Source organism: Kouleothrix sp. 19917 (assembly GCF_057073505.1).
In genome coordinates this window covers 3,923,687-3,938,434 of the sequence record NZ_CP097099.1, presented here as the reverse complement: position 1 = coordinate 3,938,434, position 14,748 = coordinate 3,923,687, and the positions used below count along the sequence as shown (strand labels likewise).

Annotated in this window: 13 protein-coding genes; 4 read left to right on the top strand and 9 right to left on the bottom strand. The window is 65.0% G+C overall.

Annotated elements, in window-relative coordinates:
- Nucleotides 1-73: 73 nt before the first annotated feature.
- Nucleotides 74-520 carry a DUF4395 domain-containing protein gene (locus tag M1P90_RS16070; protein ID WP_483703965.1) on the bottom strand — a complete coding sequence of 149 codons (447 nt, stop codon included), beginning with the start codon at nucleotides 518-520 and terminating at the stop codon, nucleotides 74-76.
- Between the two features lie 299 nt (nucleotides 521-819).
- Between M1P90_RS16070 and M1P90_RS16065 the strand changes: the two genes are divergently transcribed.
- The gene (locus tag M1P90_RS16065; RefSeq protein ID WP_483703963.1) at nucleotides 820-1,968 is read left to right on the top strand and encodes a methyltransferase; all 1,149 of its coding nucleotides are present in this window, start codon (nucleotides 820-822) and stop codon (nucleotides 1,966-1,968) included.
- Nucleotides 1,969-1,970: 2 nt separating this feature from the next.
- Complete coding sequence (locus M1P90_RS16060) at nucleotides 1,971-2,444, top strand: metallophosphoesterase family protein (protein WP_483703961.1); 474 nt, start codon at nucleotides 1,971-1,973, stop codon at nucleotides 2,442-2,444.
- A gap of 141 nt (nucleotides 2,445-2,585) precedes the next feature.
- Here M1P90_RS16060 and M1P90_RS16055 read toward each other — a convergent pair whose 3' ends face one another.
- Nucleotides 2,586-3,272, bottom strand: a complete 687-nt coding sequence (locus M1P90_RS16055) for a hypothetical protein (RefSeq protein ID WP_483703959.1) — start codon at nucleotides 3,270-3,272, stop codon at nucleotides 2,586-2,588.
- Nucleotides 3,273-3,397: 125 nt separating this feature from the next.
- On the opposite strand from M1P90_RS16055, the gene M1P90_RS16050 reads away from it, so the two are divergent.
- The gene (locus tag M1P90_RS16050; protein ID WP_483703957.1) at nucleotides 3,398-4,420 is read left to right on the top strand and encodes a thiamine pyrophosphate-dependent dehydrogenase E1 component subunit alpha; all 1,023 of its coding nucleotides are present in this window, start codon (nucleotides 3,398-3,400) and stop codon (nucleotides 4,418-4,420) included.
- A 458-nt stretch (nucleotides 4,421-4,878) separates the two neighbouring features.
- Nucleotides 4,879-5,862: an alpha-ketoacid dehydrogenase subunit beta gene (locus M1P90_RS16045; RefSeq protein WP_483703955.1), complete on the top strand. Its 984-nt coding sequence runs from the start codon at nucleotides 4,879-4,881 to the stop codon at nucleotides 5,860-5,862.
- 77 nt (nucleotides 5,863-5,939) lie between these two features.
- Here M1P90_RS16045 and M1P90_RS16040 read toward each other — a convergent pair whose 3' ends face one another.
- The 7 genes from M1P90_RS16040 to M1P90_RS16010 form a co-directional block, all read right to left on the bottom strand.
- Nucleotides 5,940-6,809 (bottom strand): tetratricopeptide repeat protein, encoded by an 870-nt coding sequence (locus M1P90_RS16040; RefSeq protein ID WP_483703953.1) that lies wholly within the window; start codon nucleotides 6,807-6,809, stop codon nucleotides 5,940-5,942.
- A gap of 275 nt (nucleotides 6,810-7,084) precedes the next feature.
- Nucleotides 7,085-8,335, bottom strand: coding sequence for an ABC transporter permease (locus M1P90_RS16035; RefSeq protein WP_483703951.1), 1,251 nt, complete (start codon nucleotides 8,333-8,335; stop codon nucleotides 7,085-7,087).
- A gap of 29 nt (nucleotides 8,336-8,364) precedes the next feature.
- Complete coding sequence (locus M1P90_RS16030) at nucleotides 8,365-9,498, bottom strand: ABC transporter permease (protein WP_483703949.1); 1,134 nt, start codon at nucleotides 9,496-9,498, stop codon at nucleotides 8,365-8,367.
- Nucleotides 9,482-11,038, bottom strand: a complete 1,557-nt coding sequence (locus tag M1P90_RS16025) for an ABC transporter ATP-binding protein (protein ID WP_483703947.1) — start codon at nucleotides 11,036-11,038, stop codon at nucleotides 9,482-9,484. The genes M1P90_RS16030 and M1P90_RS16025 overlap by 17 nt, the downstream gene beginning before the upstream one ends.
- 84 nt (nucleotides 11,039-11,122) lie before the next feature.
- A complete protein-coding gene (locus tag M1P90_RS16020) occupies nucleotides 11,123-12,313 on the bottom strand; it encodes a BMP family lipoprotein (protein WP_483703945.1) in 1,191 nt (396 codons plus the stop codon).
- A gap of 311 nt (nucleotides 12,314-12,624) precedes the next feature.
- Nucleotides 12,625-13,137, bottom strand: coding sequence for a PD-(D/E)XK nuclease superfamily protein (locus M1P90_RS16015; RefSeq protein WP_483703943.1), 513 nt, complete (start codon nucleotides 13,135-13,137; stop codon nucleotides 12,625-12,627).
- A gap of 114 nt (nucleotides 13,138-13,251) precedes the next feature.
- Nucleotides 13,252-14,727, bottom strand: a complete 1,476-nt coding sequence (locus M1P90_RS16010; RefSeq protein ID WP_483703941.1) for a zinc-ribbon domain-containing protein — start codon at nucleotides 14,725-14,727, stop codon at nucleotides 13,252-13,254.
- Nucleotides 14,728-14,748 lie beyond the last annotated feature (21 nt).

Sequence of the window (14,748 nt, the reverse complement as noted above, 5' to 3'; positions counted from 1 at the left end):
TGCCGCAGATTAGATTTCGTTTGCGAATGCCAATCGGTGCAATCTGCGAAATCTGTGGATTAAAGTCGCGACTTTAGCCGCGCAGACGCGCCAGCTGGAAATACACAAAGCAGCCCGCGCAGAAGCCAAAAAACAGGTTCACGGCCGCGAGCGCGATGACAACAAAGGCAAGTCCCCAGCCAAGCGTCGTTGCGCCTGCAAACAGCGCCACGCTGGCTGCCAGCAGCACGGCCGCGCCCATGCCCTGCGCAAAGCGGTGCGGGGCCGGGTCTTCTTCGTGCACGTCGGGCTTGAGCAGGCCAGCCGGGCGCAGCACATCGCGGTAGATGCGCTGGAACAGGGCCGCCTGCGGCACGGCGGTGCCGAGCGCCATCACAGCGCAGACAAACGCCACCAGCCAGGGCTGCGCGGCAACAAATGCCAGCGCCAGAAGTGCGATAATAAACGCCTGATTCGTGCGCAGTGCCGTTCGATCCACCCGCCCATTTGCCGTCGCCTGCGTGGCCGATATACTCCGCATCGGGGAGCCTCCAGTTTCTTTCGCTGAAATAAGTGTACTAATATGATAAACTCACGTAAGAATATTGTCAAGCGGTTTTGACATATGCCTGCTCTGCCTGATCGGGAGCCAGCGAAGCAGGATGCGCTGATGTAAGCGCCAAAGCGCGGTATACTACGCAGAGAACCCGCAAACAGGCCTATGCAATAGGCCCCGGCCTGCAAACCTGCAACCTGCAAACCTGCAAACCTGCAACCTGCAAACCTGCAACCTGCAAACTCGCAACCTGCGACCTGTGACTTGCAAACCTGATAACAGCCATGACCGACACCGACGCGCCACAACCCGCCACCCACGAGCGCCGCTACTTCGCGCGCGTCAGCGCCGGCCTTGAGTCGGTGGCGTGGGACGACATCGCCGCCCGCACCGGCGCGCGCCTGCTCGGCATCGGCCACCGCCGCGTCGATTTCGCCTGCGCCGCGCCGCCCGCCACGCTGCTCGATCTGCGCAGTGTCGATGATGTCTACGCGCTGGTGGCGCGCCTGAACGGCCTGGATCACACGCGCCTCACGCTGCTGCGCCTGAGCAGCAAGCTCAGCAAGGTCGATTTTGCGCCCGCGCTCGCCACCGTGGCCGCCGCCCGCGCTCTGCCCGAATATCCCAAATACCGCGTCACCGCCAGCCACCTCGGGCGGCGCAACTACTCGCGCTACGATGTCGAGGGCGCGGCCGAGCAGGCGCTGACGCCGATGCTGCCCTGGCGCTTCGTGCTGAACGACGCCAACGAGCCCGAGCCCGACCTCGATCTGCGCGTGCTGCTGGAAGACGACTGGGCGCTGCTCGGCCTGCGCCTGGGCGAGTCGCCGCTGCACCGCCGCGCCGGCCGCCTGGCCGCGCGCCCCGGCGCGCTGAAGCCGCCAGTGGCCTACTGCCTGGCGCTGCTGGCTGGCCCCACGCCCGGCCAGACCCTGCTCGATCCGACTTGCGGCGCGGGCACGATCCTGGCCGAGGCGCTGGCCCTGCTGCCCGATGGCGTGCTGCTCGGCGGCGACGTGGATGCCGAGGGTTTGAAGCTGGCGAAAACAAACCTGGAAGCGTGCGGAGCGCCGGTTCGCGTGGCCGCGCCGGGCGCAACCCTCAACCCCGCCGCAGAAAGCCCGGGCGTCGTGCTCTTCCACGGGGATGCGGGCGCGCTGCCCCTGCCCGCAAGCAGCATCGACGCGCTGGTGTGCAACCCGCCGTGGGGCCGGCAGGTGCTGCCCGACGCCGACATGGGCGCGTTCTACCGCGCGCTGCTGGCCGAGGCGGCGCGTGTGCTGCGGCCGGGCGGGCGGGCCGTGCTGCTCACCGACCGTGTGGCCGAGGTCGGCGCGGCGCTGGCCGAATTGCCCGCGCTGCGCCCGGCCCGCGAGCTGGTGATCAGCCTGTTTGGCAGCCACCCAACGATCTACGTGCTGGAAAAGGAATAATCATGCGTATTGGCGTCATCTCCGACACCCACGGAACCCTCGATCCACGCGCCATCACGGCACTCGCTGGGGTCGAGCACATCCTCCACGCCGGCGACATCGGCACCGCCGCGATCATCGAGGCGCTGGAGCGCATTGCGCCCGTGATTGCGGTGCACGGCAATACCGACGCTGACGGGCCGATGGGCCGGCGCTACCCGGCCACGCAGCGCATCACCCGCGGCGGCGTCGCCATCCACATGACGCATATCGGCGGGCGGCCAGCCGAGCTAGCCCGCGTATTACCCACGCCGCGCCCGGACGTGTATATCTTCGGCCACACGCACACTGCCCTGCTCGAAACACTTGATGGCGTGCTCTACCTCAACCCGGGCGCGGCTGGCCGGCCACGCTTTGGTGGCGGCCTCTCGGTTGCGCTGCTCGACATCACAGAAGGCCGCGCCAGCGCGCACATTGTTCCGCTGGAAGGCCGTTAACCACGAAGGCACGAAGACACGAAGGTTTTGAGTTGCGTGTTGAAAGTTAGAACGTTGCAGGTTACTGTCTACTGCCAGCTGCAAACTGCAAACTGCAACCTGCCCAGTGTAACTCAACATTCAGCACTCAACACTTAACACTTATTCCTCAACACGGTCCTCAATCTCCCACACATGGTCGATGATATGCCAGGCCGAGCGGCGCGCAAAGCGGCGCGGAGTCCAGATCACGCCGCCACGCGGCCCCTGCTCCGGCGCTTCGCCGCGCGCGCTGGCCGCCAGCGCCGCCGAGGCCTGCTTTTGCAGCTGCGCGATTCGTTTGGCGAGCGTGTCCGGCTCGTCTTCCTTGTCGAGCTTGATGCCCAGGCGCGAAATATAGCCACCCTCGGCACCCAGCACATGCTCGACGATTTTGTCCACATCGCGCCCGCCGCCGCGTGGGCCTTTGCGCAGCTCTTTGCCCTGCGCGCCTTTCACCGCCGCCGCGAACGCATCCCAGCAAGCCGCCAGAATCGCCTCCATGCGCTTGAGCTCGGCGGTCTTCAGCGGCGCGTCGTCGCCGTCGAGGGCGGTTTCGGGCACGCCGAAATCGATCCCCGAGCCGCCGGGGTGCTTCTCCACCACCGTGAACTCGCTCACGTCTTTGGGCGCGTGAAATGCCACGCCGCTGCCCTTCACGACGTTTGCGTAGCGCGGCGCGTACTCCAGCAGCGCATGGAGCGCGCCATCGGCGTCGCGCCCGATCCGGCACCAGCCCGGCCACTCCAGCGCGCCCGCAAACGTCTTTTTCGCGCCCGTCTCGAAATAGACCTCGATCTTCTTTGTCATTGCCGCTCCTTTCTCCCTGCCACTATACCACCCCTGCGGCGTGCTGTATTGGAAAAGTGCGCCGCAGCGGCGCGGGCAGGAAATGCTACAATAGCCGCGATCCACCTGTTCATACGAGGCCGCCGATGAATGAACCCGCCCCCGCCCCGCACGACCTCCAGGGCGACCACGGCGCGCTGGGCCTGAGCGACGCGCAGGTAGTAGCCGCCCTGCGCGGCATGATCCAGTCGCGCACTGTCGACGACCGGCTGTGGCTGCTGAGCCGCCAGGGCAAGGCACATTTTGTGATCACCTCGGCCGGGCACGAGGCCACGCAGTTTGGCTGCGGGCTGGCGGCACACGCTGGCCGCGACTATGTGGTGCCCTACTACCGCGACATGGCGCTGGCGCTGGCGCTCGGCCAGACGCCGCTCGACATTTTCCTCCACGCGCTTGGCCGCGCCGACGACCCGGCCAGCGGCGGGCGGCAGATGTTTGGCCACTTCAACAGCCGCGCCCTGCGCATCGTCAGCGGCTCCAGCTCGGTGGGCAGCCACCCGATTCACGCGGTGGGGCTGGCCTGGGCGCTGCGCATCACCCGAGAAGCGGGCGTGGCGGCGATGACGTTTTTTGGCGAGGGCGCGACTGCCGAGGGCGCGTGGCACGAGGCGATGACGATTGCGGGCATCCACCAGCTGCCGGTGGTGTTTGTGTGCGAAAACAACCAGTATGCCATTTCGGTGCCGCAGGCGCGCGAGGTGCCGGTGGCCGACGTGGCGGCGAAAGCTGCCGGCTATGGCATGCCGGGCGTGATTGTGGATGGCAACGACCTGCTGGCGGTGTATGCCGCCGCGCACGAGGCGATGGAGCGCGCGCGCAACGGCGGTGGACCGACGCTGCTGGAGTGCAAAACCTACCGCCTGCGCCCGCACTCCAACGCCGACGACGACCGCAAATACCGCAGCGCCGAAGAAGTCGATGGCTGGCGCGCGCGCGACCCGATTGCGCGGCTGGAGCGCTACGCGCTTCACAGCGAGCTACTCGACTCTGCCGGGCTTGCCGATCTTCGTACGGCAGTCGCGGCCGACGTTGACGTGGCAATTGACGAAGCGGAACGCGCGCCCGGGCCGCCGCTGGATTCACTTCTTCATCATTTGTATGGTGAGTAGTGAAGTTTTCCCTTCGCATTTTCGCTTGTTGCTACTTGCCTGCGGCAGCATGGTACTTTACGATTTATTCTTGGTGTTTTTGCGCTGTGCGCAAAAACACCAAGGAATGAAGCAGTAATTTGAGCAAGTGAAAGTCATTACTCTGGAAAATAAATTTCCCTGTACTCAGCTTCCAGGAAGCTAAAGCCAGTTTTGTTTCAACCTGATAACCAGATGAGCTTCCTGGAAGCTTGCCCGTTGCCTGAAATAACGTATTTTCCAGAGTAGTCATGCTGATTTAAGATATACCAAATAATGCATGTAATTCTTTCTTCGTGCCTTCGTGCCTTCGTGGTTACGGTTCTTTCAGATCTTGGTGCCTTGGTGTCTTGGTGGTTACGGTTCTTGGTCTGGGCGTATAGCAATACGCCCTTCGTTGGCTCTCTTCGCAGTATCCGCACACTCCAAGGGGAGGTTGTATGCCCCAGCTCAATATGATCGAAGCGATTCGCAGCGCGCTCCACGACGAGATGGCCGCCGACGAGCGCGTGTTTGTGCTGGGCGAGGATGTGGGCGTGAAAGGCGGCGTGTTTCTGGCAACCGAGGGCTTGCTGGCGCGCTTTGGCGAAGATCGTGTGGTGGACATGCCGATTGCCGAGGCCGGGATCGCCGGCATGGCGATTGGCGCGTCGCTCCATGGCCTGCGCCCGGTGGCCGAAATTCAGTTCGCTGACTATATTCACCCCGCCATCGACCAGATTTTGAACGAGGCGGCGCGCTTTCGCTACCGCTCGAATGGCGACTGGAGCTGCCCGCTGGTGATTCGCGCGCCGTTTGGTGCGGGCGTGCATGGCGCGCTCTACCACTCGCAGAGCACCGAGGCGCTGTTCACCAGCACGCCCGGCCTCAAGGTCGTTGCGCCCTCGACGCCTTACGACGCCAAGGGCTTGCTGATCGCCGCCATCCGCGACCCCGACCCGGTGGTGTTTTTCGAGCACAAGCAGCTCTACCGTGGCGCACGTGGCGAGGTGCCCGAGGGCGCGTACACCGAGCCGCTGGGCAAGGCGGCGGTGCGGCGCGACGGCACGCATATGAGCCTGTTCACGTTTGGGCTGATGGCGCAGTACAGCCAGGAAGCGGCTGAAACTGTGGCGGGCGAGGGCATCGATGTGGAAGTGATCGACCTGCGCACGCTCTACCCGCTCGACCGCGAGGCCATTCTTGGCTCGGTGCGCAAAACCGGCAAGGCGCTGATTGTGCACGAGGACAAGCTGACTGGTGGGCTGGGCGGCGAGATCAGCGCGCTGATTGCCGAACACGCCTTTGAGGCGCTCGATGCCCCGGTGCGGCGGCTGGCCTCGCCCGACGTGCACGCCGTGGCCTTCAACGACGCGCTTGAGGCGCACTTCATGCTCAACCCGGCCAAAATCGCTGACGCGATCCGCGCACTGGCGGCCTATTAAGAAGCCACAGAGCGCACAGAGGCCACTGAGATGTATTTCCTCAGTGGCCTCTGTGCGCTCTGTGGCTGGTTTTGAGCTTACAGCAGGTGGCTCGCGCGCCAGGCCGCGCCATTGTAGCGCCCGCCCGGGTCGAGCGCGGCGACGGTGCGGAACTGCTCGCGGGCGCGTTCGAGCTGGCCCTGCGCAATCATCAGCTCGCCCAGGCGTACGCGCAGCTCGAGCTGGCTGGCCGGGCGGCAGCGCGGCAGCAGCGCCTCGGCGCCGCGCAGCGTCAGCATCGCCTCGGCCTCGCGCTCTTCGGCGAACAGCAGCGCAGCCAGCGCGCAGCGCAGCGCAGCCTCGGCCTCGGGCGCGGGCTCCAGCGCCAGCCCGGCGCGCAACCGATCCTCGACTTCGAGCGTGGGCACGCCTAACGCTCGCTCGGCCTCGGCCAGGTAGAGCAGCGCCAGGGGCGTGTTTGGGGCCAGCGCCAGCGCGTGGTGCGCGGCAACTGCTGCCTCGGCGGGGTTACCATTCGCCAGCAGCGCGCCGCTGAAGGCGGTGTGAATGCCGGCGCTGTCGGGGATGAGGCGGGCGGCGCGGCGCAGTGCCGCTTCGGCGCGGGCAGCCTGCCCCTGCGCCAGCGCGATCGAGCCGCGCAGCGCCAGCGCGTCGGCCGACCAGGGGTTGAGAAACAATGCCAGCTGCGCCAGCGTGCTGGCCTCGCGGTAGTGCGCGACGGTGTACGAGCGCCGCGCGCCTTCCAGCGCCAGCCAGCGCGCAATAAAGCCCACAATCAGGAGCGCCAGCAGCACCCCGACCAGCGGCGGGTCGCCCATCGCCCAGTACACGCCCATCAGCACAACAATCAGCGGGGCCTCGGGTGCCAGCAGCAGCATGCGGAACGCGCGCCCGTCGGCAGTGACGCTGAGGCGACTGGGTGCGGCGCTGGTCTGCAATCTCGCCATGCCCTATTCCTTTCCTGGCATTCGGTTCTATGTACGAGTGTAGCACATCTGTGTGACAACTACTGTCACATGTGCAAAAGGTGTGCCAGGAATTTGCACACCCGTTCTGCGCGGCCCAACAAAAAAAGCGCGGGCGGCCCGGCCACCCACGCTTTTGCTGATATTCAATTCGAACGCTACCAGAACACGGGCTGCGCATGACGCACTACGGTGCTGAAAACATCGCTCGTAGCGCCAACGCTTTCTTGAAAAGCTGAGGTGCGCGTGCCGACAGCCTACTTCTCGTAGGGCTTGCCAACCGCCGCCGGTGGCCGCGCCCGCCCGATGATGCCAGCCAGCACCACAATCGTGATGACATATGGCAGCATTTGCAGGAACTGCGAGGGCAGCTCGAAGCTGAAACCCTGAATCTTGATCTGGAGCGCGTCGGCCGAGCTGAAGATCAGCGCGCCGCCCAGCGCGCCCAGCGGCGTCCACTTGCCGAAGATCACCGCAGCCAGCGCAATAAAGCCCTTGCCGTTGGTCATCAGGTCGTCGAAGTTGAACGACGCCTCAAGCGAGAACCACGCGCCCGCCAGACCCGCCACCAGGCCCGAGAGGAAGACGTTCATGTAGCGCATGCGGTTGACGTTGATACCCATGGTATCGGCGGCGCGCGGGTGCTCGCCCACCGAACGCGTGCGCAGACCCCACGGCGTGCGGAACAGCAGCACGCTGAGCAGCGGCACCAGCAGCAGCATAGCGTAGGCAATTGGCTGGTGGTTGAACAGAAGCGGGCCGATCACCGGGATCTGCGACAGGCCCGGGATGGGCAGCACCGGCAATGCGTTGCCAACGCGGCCTTCCTGCTGCATCGGCAGAATGACGTTGTTGCGCAAAAAGCCGGTTACGCCAATCGACAAAATGTTGATCACCGTGCCGCTGATGATCTGGTCGATTTTGAAGCGAATAGATAATAGCGCGTGAAGCAGCACCGTGATGCCGCCCGCCCCAATCGCCGCCATCACGCCCAGCCAGGTGTTACCTGTCAGCAGGGCGGCAATAAAGCCCACGCACGCCCCCATCAGCATCAGGCCTTCGATGGCGATATTCGTCACGCCCGAGCGCTCGCACAGAATGCCCGCCATGGCGCCCAGCGCGATTGGCGTAGCCAGGCGCACCATGCGCGCCAGCATATCGACCATGTCGATGCGGTTGCCGGCGCCAGCCCAGATCAGGATGATAAAAATCACCGAGAAGATCAGCGCGCCCATGTAGACCGGGGTGAGGTGGGCGGGCTGGCGAATAAACAGCCAGATACCCACGCCAACCAGCAGCGCGCAGATGATGCCAATGGTGATGATCGTTGGCAGCGGGATGTCGACCAGCGGGGGCGCAGCCACCGCCGCGCCGGGGTAGGTGATGCGCAGGTAGGTGATTTTGCCGGCCGACACGCGGGCGCTCGCCAGCAGAAACATGATTGCCGCGATGACAATGCCCAGGATCGCGACAATGCGGTGGCGGCCAAGCTGAAATGTGCCCGTCATAACACTCGTCCTTTATCCTCGCGGAAGGCCTAGCCGCCCCAGCCGCGCGTGAACACGGCCTGCTCGCCGCTGCCGCGTGGCAGCCGGTAGATCCAGCGCACAATCACGTCGGCGGCCACAAACACAATCACCAGCGCCTGGATGATGTTGATCAGACTGATCGAAATGCCGCTCTGGAGCTGCATCAGGCCCGCGCCATTGCGCAGCGCGCCCCAGAAGATCGCGGCAGGAATAATGCCGATCGGGTTGCTTTTCGCCAGCAGGGCAATCGCAATACTGTCGAAGCCATAGCCCGCCGAGAACGAGGCTTTGAGGTTGTGCTCCAGGCCGAGCACCTGGCTGGCGCCGGCCAGGCCAGCCAGCCCGCCGCTCAGCGCCATCGCCAGCACGAAGTTGCGCGTGATGCTCATGCCGGCATACTGCGCGGCATTGGGGTTTGCGCCCACGGTGCGAATCTCGAAGCCGATCGTGCTTTTGTTCAGCAGCCACCAGATCACGCCCACCATAATCAGCGCCAGAATAAAACCGGCATGCAGGCGGTAGTTCGGCCCGAACAGGTAGGGCAGCTCGGCCGAAGGCTGGATGAATGGCGTGCGCGGCGCGCTGGAGCTGCGGTCGCGGAATGGGCCTTTGATCAGGTAGTCGGTCAGGCGGATGGAGATGTAGTTCAGCATGATCGTCGTGATGACTTCATGCGCCCCGGTTTTTGCGCGCAGGTAGCCAGGGATGGCGCCCCACAGCGCGCCGCCCAGCGCGCCAGCCAGGATCGCGAGCGGCAGATGAATGATCAGCGGCAGGCCAGTCAGCGCGTAGCCCGCCACTGCCGCCGCAATCGAGCCCATGCCAAGCTGGCCTTCGACGCCGATGTTAAACAGGCCGCACTTAAAGCCCAGCGCCACGGCCAGGCCGGCGAAAATATACGGCGTGGCTTCGACCAGCGTATTCGCCAGCGCCACCGGGCTGCCCAGCGCGCCAAAGAACAGGCCATTATAGGCTGAAACGACGCTTGCACCGGTGGACAGGATGATCAGCGCGCCAATTGCCAGCGCGGTGAAGATCGCCAGCAGCGGCACCAGCAGCTCGGTGAGCAGGCTGCGCCAGTTGATCGTAAAGCGCGGCGGCGCGGCGGCATCGCTGGGGGCATTTTTAGGCGCGGTTGACATGCGCGTCCTCCACGTGGGCTGCCGCTGCATCCTCGCCAACAACGCCGGCCATCATCAGGCCGACACTTTCGCGCGTGGCTTCAGCCGCCGATACGATTGCGTTGATCTTGCCTTTGAACATCACGGCGATGCGGTCGGAAAGCGCCAGGATCTCGTCCAGCTCGGCTGAAACCAGCAGCACGGCCGCGCCTTCGTCGCGCTGGCGAATGATGTTGCTGTGAATAAACTCGATCGAGCCGACATCCAGGCCGCGCGTGGGCTGCGCCGCAATCAGCAGCTTGATCGGGCGCGAAAATTCGCGGCCAATCACGACTTTCTGCTGGTTGCCGCCCGAAAGCGATGAGGCCGGCGTGCGGATGCTGGGCGTGCGCACGTCGAACTCTTTGATCAAGCGCTCGGCGTTGGCGTCAATCGCGCTTTCATCGGTCACAATGCCGTGCGCAAATGGCTCGTGGTAGTAGGAGGAAAGCACCAGATTGTCGGCGATCGGGTAGCTCAGCACCAGGCCGTGGCGGTGGCGATCTTCGGGAATGTGCGCCACGCCGGCTTCCAGCACCGTGCGCGGCACCGCGCCCGTCACGTCTTTGCCCAGCAGCTCGACATGGCCCGATACGACTTCGCGCAGGCCGGTCAGTGCTTCCACCAGCTCGGTCTGGCCGTTGCCCTGCACGCCCGCGATGCCCAGCACCTCGCCCGATTTCACTTCCAGCGAAAGATGATCGACGGCAATCGAGCGGCGGTCGTCGAGCACCACCAGGTCGTCGATCGCGAGCACGGCCGCGCCGGGCGTGGCTTCTTCTTTATCGACCGTCAGCGTCACAGCGCGGCCAACCATCATCGCCGCCAGCTCGTTCTCGGTGGCGGTTTTCGGGTCGGCCGAGCCAACCACGCGCCCGCGCCGCAGCACGGTGATGCGGTCGGCAATCGAGAGCACTTCTTTCAGCTTGTGGCTGATGAAAATAATCGATTTGCCCTGCGCCTTGAGCGAGCGCATCACGTCGAACAGGTCGTCGGCTTCTTGCGGGGTGAGCACGGCGGTGGGCTCGTCGAGGATCAGCAGGTCGGCACCGCGATAGAGCGCCTTGATGATTTCGACGCGCTGCTGCACGCCTACCGGCAGGTCTTCGATCATGGCATCGGGCGGCACTTCCAGGCCATAGCGCGTGGAAAGCTCGCGGATGCGCGTGTTGGCGGTGCGCTCGTCGAGCAGCAAACCTTTGGTGATCTCGGTGCCGAGCATGACATTTTCGGCCACAGTGAGGGTTGGCACAAGCATGAAGTGCTGGTGCACCATGCCGAGGCCCTGGCCGATGGCGTCGTTGGGGCCGGTGATCGTCGCGGGCTTGCCATTAATGAAAATCTGGCCTTCGTCGGGGTCGTACAGTCCATAGAGGATGTTCATCAGCGTCGACTTCCCCGCGCCGTTTTCACCCAGGAAGGCGTGGATTTCGCCGGGTTCGAGCGTGAAGCTGATGTGGTCGTTCGCGAGAACGCCGGGGAAGCGCTTGGTGATATCGCGCACTTCGAGGACGGGAGGCATCGGCGTCTCCTAAGCAAGTACAGGTTCCCGGCGGGCCGGCGCAATGCCGGCTCACGCCCGGAACCTGTACGCGGCAACCTTCCGTTACGGCAGGGTTACGTTGGTCTTGATCGAGCCATCGGCCAGACCCTTCAGGGTCTCCTCAAGCTTGGCCTTGACATCGGCCGGGATGGCGGCATCGGCGTCGTGGAACGGCGCCAGGCCCACACCCTCGTTCGACGCATCGCCAACCGCCGTGCCGCCCTCGAACTTGCCGTCCACGGCCAGCTTGATGGCCTGGAACACGGCATTGTCGACGCGCTTGGTGGCGCTGGAGATGATCTTGTCGGCGCCCTGGGCCTTGCCGCCCTGGAACGTCGTGACATACTCGTCCTGGTCGACGCCGAGCACATACACGCCAGCCTGCGCGGCGGCCTGAATGCCGCCCGAGCCGGTCTGGCCGCCCGCGCCGAAGATCACATCCGCGCCCTGCGAGATGAAGTTCTTGGCGGCCTCACCACCGCGCGCGCGGTCGGTGAAGCTGTCGATGTAGACCTTCTGCACGGTGATGTCGGGCTTGACTGACTTGGCACCGGCCTCGTAGCCCAGCACGAACTTCTGCACCGGCGGGATCTCAACGCCGCCGACCACGGCGATGTTGTTGCTCTTGCTCATCGATGCGGCCAGCACGCCGGCCAGATAGGCCGCCTGGTCCTCGGCGAAGACCAGACCGCGCAGGTTCTTAACCACAGGGTCGTACGCGAAGTCAACAATCGCGTAGTTGATGTCGGGGTGCTTCTCGGCGGCGGCCTTCACGGCATCGCCCATCAGGAAGCCCACGCCAATGATCAGGTTAAAGCCCTGGCTGGCAAACTGCTCGAGGTTCTTGTCATAGTCGGTCTGGGCCTGCGTCTCAACAAACGCAACCTCAACGCCCAGCTCTTTGCCGGCGCGCTGCAGGCCCTCGTAGGCGTACTGGTTGAAGGTGCCGTCGTTGACCTTGCCAACATCGGTAACCAGGCCAACCTTGATCTTCGCGCCCGTGCCGCCAGTTGTGGCAGCCGTCGGCTCGGCCATCGCGGTCGGCTCGGCCATCGCAGTCGGCTCGGCCATCGCGGCAGTCGGCTCGGCCATCGCGGTCGGCGCCTCAGCAGGGGCAGCCGTCGGCGCGGCAGCGGCGGTTGGCGCCTCGGCCGGCGCGGCAGTCGGGGTTGTGGTGGCGGCACCACCGCAGGCTGCCAACACTGGCACAATCAGCGCCAGCATCAGAAGCATCGCACTCAGCGACTTTTTCATTGGAATCTTCCTCCTTGTGTGAAGACATACCAGGAGTCTGGCCCATTGCTCGGGCATCTGCCTTGCTTTAACAATAGAAAGGGCGGGTGCTCGCGTGGCGGCACCTGCCACTATCAGTGTGTTTCATCAAGGCATCCGCTTTGAGGCTTTGGGTGGCAGCGATTATAGCAGCCATGCCTGGTTTGCGCAACCAAAGTGAAGAATGTGCGGGTGTGGGATGCGTGCAGGTGTTAGGAGGAAATCGCGCCTGTACGAGCCAGGGGAGTATCAAGCGTGATGGCACGTTGATGCGCTGCGTCTCGGGGCACGCGCTACAGTTTGCGGTTGGCCCAGGCCAGGAATTCGGCCAGCGAAAACACTGCCAGCAGGTTCTCGCCGGCCTGGTCGCGCAGCCACTGCAGCGCGCCGGGGCGCTGCCCGCCGCCGTCGGCAATCACCAGCGCCGGGCAGGGGTAGCATTCTTTGATGTTGTGGACGAGGTAGGGGAATTTTTCGTCGACGCTGCCGGTCGATTGCTGCCACTTGACTTCGATCACCAGCCCGCTGGGGAACAGCGGCGCGCCAAAGATCCAGAAGTCGGCGTTGAGCGGCAGGCCATAAATGCTCGGCCCGATCGGGTACTGCGCCACGAACAGGCGTGCCGGGCGCGGCCGCCGCGCAAAATCGCGGAACATGGCAGTTTGTTCGGCCACCGGCTCGGCGAGCTGCGATTCGTGCACCGAAAGCTCGACATAACCGCGGCCAGTCAATACACCGCGCACAGTCGATTCGGCAACACTGCCGGTGGCCTCTGCTCGTAATGATCGGGCGCGCTCAGGTGGCATACGGCGTACCATTCATCAAAATCTGGCGATTGATGGCCGTAGTATAACATAATATGAAAAGGGCGAATGGCAAGCACGCCATTCGCCCTTTTGTGATGCGCCATGCACCTACATTTAGCTTTGGAAGACCATGGTCACGCGGCCGAACTGCAGGCGCGCGCCACTATTCACCGGCACCGGCACATCGGGCTCGACGCGCGTGCCATCGACGCGGGTGTAGTTGGTGCTGTGCAGGTCGGTCACCATCCACTGGCCGTTGGTGTTGGTCAGGCGCGCATGCTGGCGGCTGACGCCGCCGGTTTCCCCGCCATAGGGTGTCAGGTCGATCTCCGGGAAGATGCCGCTGATCGGGTCTTCGCGGCCAATCACCAGATCGCGCTTGTCGGTGGGCAGCATAAACTGCTTGCCGTCGTCGAATACCAGGCGTGGCGCGCTGCTGGCGGCTGGCGCGGTCGTGGCGGGCGCGCTTTCGGCGGGCATTGCTGGCGCAACCGGCGGCGGGGCGGGCACATTCAGCTCGGGCGGAACCTCAACCGTTGACGGCGGGCTTTCGGGGGCGGGCGGCGTGGGCGCGCTCTCGGCCGGCTGCACCGGGGCGCTTTCGGCGGGCGGTGCTGGCTTGCTGGGCGCAGCAACCGGCGCAGCCGCAGCACCACTGCCCAGGCCAGCAAGCTCGGTTTCAAGGCGGGCTTTGGCATCGCGGGCGTCGTTCAGGCCCTGGGTGACGGCGGGTGGCGTGGCCGCGCCAAACATCGACTGCATCTGCTCGAACTGCTCGATGATCTTCTGCTGGCGGCCAATTTCGTCGTTCAGCCGCGCCACCTCGGCCGGGTCGACGGCGGGAGCGGGCGGGGCAGGCGGCGGCAGCGCAGCCAGATCGCCTTCCAGGCGGGTCTTGGCGTCGCGGGCGTCGCTCAGGCCCTGAGTGACGGCTGGCGGCGTGGCCGCGCCAAACATCGACTGCATCTGCTCGAACTGCTCGATGATCTTCTGCTGGCGGCCAATTTCGTCGTTCAGCCGCGCCACTTCAGCGTCGTAGGCTGCCTGGGCATCGTCACCGGCTGGGCCGCCAATAATCGGGTGCTCGGCAGTGGGCGCGTCGGCCTGGGCCGGCACCGACGCTGCCGGGGCGGCAGGCGCGGGCTCGGCAGGCGCGGGCTCGGCGGGCGGCGGCACATTCACCGGCATGGCCGGCGCGGTTGGCGCAGCGGCGGCTTGGCTCAGCGATGCGCCACAATTGTCGCAGAAGCTGTCGCCGGGCAGGTTCTGGTGGCCGCAGGCCGCGCATGTCACGCTCTGGCCGTTGCTGGGTGCGCTGCTGGCCGAGGGAGCCTGCACGGTTGGCGCGTCGTTCAGGGAAACAGGCGCTGGCGCAACATTGCTGAGCGACGCGCCGCACTCGTCGCAGAACGCCTCACCCGGCAGAACCGTCGCCCCGCACGAGGGGCAGGTGGCGGTTGCGGCCGCAGCCGGGGCGGCAACGCTGGCTGGCGCTGTTGGGCTACCAGCCGCAACATCAAGCCGCGAGCCACACTGTTCGCAGAAACGGTTGCCAGCTTCGTTGTCGGCCCCGCAGGTTGGGCATTTCATGGTTGCTCCTTCATATCAAAA

Excerpts from the sequence above, each read along its gene's own strand:
- M1P90_RS16020 (WP_483703945.1), bottom strand. The coding sequence starts at position 12,313 with ATGAAAAAGTCGCTGAGTGCGATGCTTCTGATGCTGGCGCTGATTGTG.
- M1P90_RS16055 (WP_483703959.1), bottom strand. The coding sequence starts at position 3,272 with ATGACAAAGAAGATCGAGGTCTATTTCGAGACGGGCGCGAAAAAGACG.
- M1P90_RS16035 (WP_483703951.1), bottom strand. The coding sequence starts at position 8,335 with ATGACGGGCACATTTCAGCTTGGCCGCCACCGCATTGTCGCGATCCTG.
- M1P90_RS16060 (WP_483703961.1), top strand. The coding sequence starts at position 1,971 with ATGCGTATTGGCGTCATCTCCGACACCCACGGAACCCTCGATCCACGC.
- M1P90_RS16050 (WP_483703957.1), top strand. The coding sequence starts at position 3,398 with ATGAATGAACCCGCCCCCGCCCCGCACGACCTCCAGGGCGACCACGGC.
- M1P90_RS16010 (WP_483703941.1), bottom strand. The coding sequence starts at position 14,727 with ATGAAATGCCCAACCTGCGGGGCCGACAACGAAGCTGGCAACCGTTTC.
- M1P90_RS16070 (WP_483703965.1), bottom strand. The coding sequence starts at position 520 with ATGCGGAGTATATCGGCCACGCAGGCGACGGCAAATGGGCGGGTGGAT.
- M1P90_RS16030 (WP_483703949.1), bottom strand. The coding sequence starts at position 9,498 with ATGTCAACCGCGCCTAAAAATGCCCCCAGCGATGCCGCCGCGCCGCCG.
- M1P90_RS16025 (WP_483703947.1), bottom strand. The coding sequence starts at position 11,038 with ATGCCTCCCGTCCTCGAAGTGCGCGATATCACCAAGCGCTTCCCCGGC.
- M1P90_RS16065 (WP_483703963.1), top strand. The coding sequence starts at position 820 with ATGACCGACACCGACGCGCCACAACCCGCCACCCACGAGCGCCGCTAC.
- M1P90_RS16045 (WP_483703955.1), top strand. The coding sequence starts at position 4,879 with ATGCCCCAGCTCAATATGATCGAAGCGATTCGCAGCGCGCTCCACGAC.
- M1P90_RS16040 (WP_483703953.1), bottom strand. The coding sequence starts at position 6,809 with ATGGCGAGATTGCAGACCAGCGCCGCACCCAGTCGCCTCAGCGTCACT.
- M1P90_RS16015 (WP_483703943.1), bottom strand. The coding sequence starts at position 13,137 with ATGCCACCTGAGCGCGCCCGATCATTACGAGCAGAGGCCACCGGCAGT.